Below are 1,171 nucleotides of genomic sequence, written 5' to 3' on the forward strand. Positions count from 1 at the left end.
GGTGGGTACGGCTGCGCAGGTAGACACCACGACGCTGCGAAAGCACCTGGCCGTGTCACTGCCGGAGTACATGGTGCCGTCGGCTTTCGTGCCACTGGACGCGTTGCCGTCGACGCCGAGCGGGAAAGTGGACCGCGGCGCGTTGCCGGCCGTGGAGATCACCGGCGGTGGCGGTGGAGCCGCCCGGACGCCCCTGGAGAAGGTGCTGTGCGGGTTGTTCGCCGACGTCCTCGGGGTCGCCGAGGTCGGTGTCGACGACAACTTCTTCCACCTGGGCGGGCATTCGCTGCTCGCCGTACAGCTGAGCAGCCGGGTCCGTGCTCGGCTCGGGTTCGACGTGCCGGCGAGCGCCGTCTTCGACTCGCCGACGGTGAGCGCCCTGGGTGAACGGCTGGCGACCACGGACGCGGCGCACGCGGCGTTGACCCGGCGGGACCGACCGGCGGAGATCCCCTTGTCGTATGCGCAGACCCGCCTGTGGTTCCTCAACCGGCTGGATCCGGCCAGTCCCGCCTACAACATCCCGTTGGTCCTGGACCTGTCCGGCTCGCTCGACCTCACGGCACTGCGCGCGGCCCTCGCGGACGTCGTCGGGCGGCACGAGGTCCTGCGCACCATCTACCCGGAAGTGGAAGGTGTGGTTCGACAGCTCGTTCTCCCCGCGGACCAGGCCGTACCGCCGCTTCCTGTCGTGGCCGTGGAGCCCGCCGACTTGGACGAGGCCGTGTGGGCAGCTGCCCGGGACGGGTTCGACCTGACCACCGACCTGTCGCTGCGCACGTGGGTGTTCCGGACGGACGCCGAGCGGCATGTCCTGGTGCTCGTGCTGCACCACATCGCGGGCGACGGCTGGTCGGTCCGCCCGCTCACCGACGACCTCGCCACCGCCTACGCGGCCCGGCTGGCCGGAATTGGTCCACAATGGACGCAGTTGCCCGTCGACTACGCCGACTACACCCTTTGGCAGCGCGAGCGGCTCGGCGACGAGACCGACCCCACCAGCCCGCTCAGCAGGCAACTGCGGCACTGGGAGTCGATCCTGCGGGATCTGCCCGATCCATCCGGTCTCCCCGGCGACCGGTCGCTCGCCGGCCCCGACGACAGCGGCGCGACGGTCGAGCTGAACCTGGACGGCGACCTGCGCGAGCGGCTGTCCGACCTCGCCGGTGAC

At 71.0% G+C, this 1,171-nt stretch carries 1 protein-coding gene; it reads left to right on the forward strand.

Features of this window, described 5'->3' with window-relative positions; all coding sequences use genetic code 11:
• Positions 1-52: 52 nt before the first annotated feature.
• A partial coding sequence (locus CF165_RS45945) for a condensation domain-containing protein (RefSeq protein WP_240522127.1) occupies positions 53-1,171 on the forward strand: 1,119 nt, incomplete at its 3' end.

Source organism: Amycolatopsis vastitatis, assembly GCF_002234595.1.
GTDB lineage: Bacteria > Actinomycetota > Actinomycetes > Mycobacteriales > Pseudonocardiaceae > Amycolatopsis > Amycolatopsis vastitatis.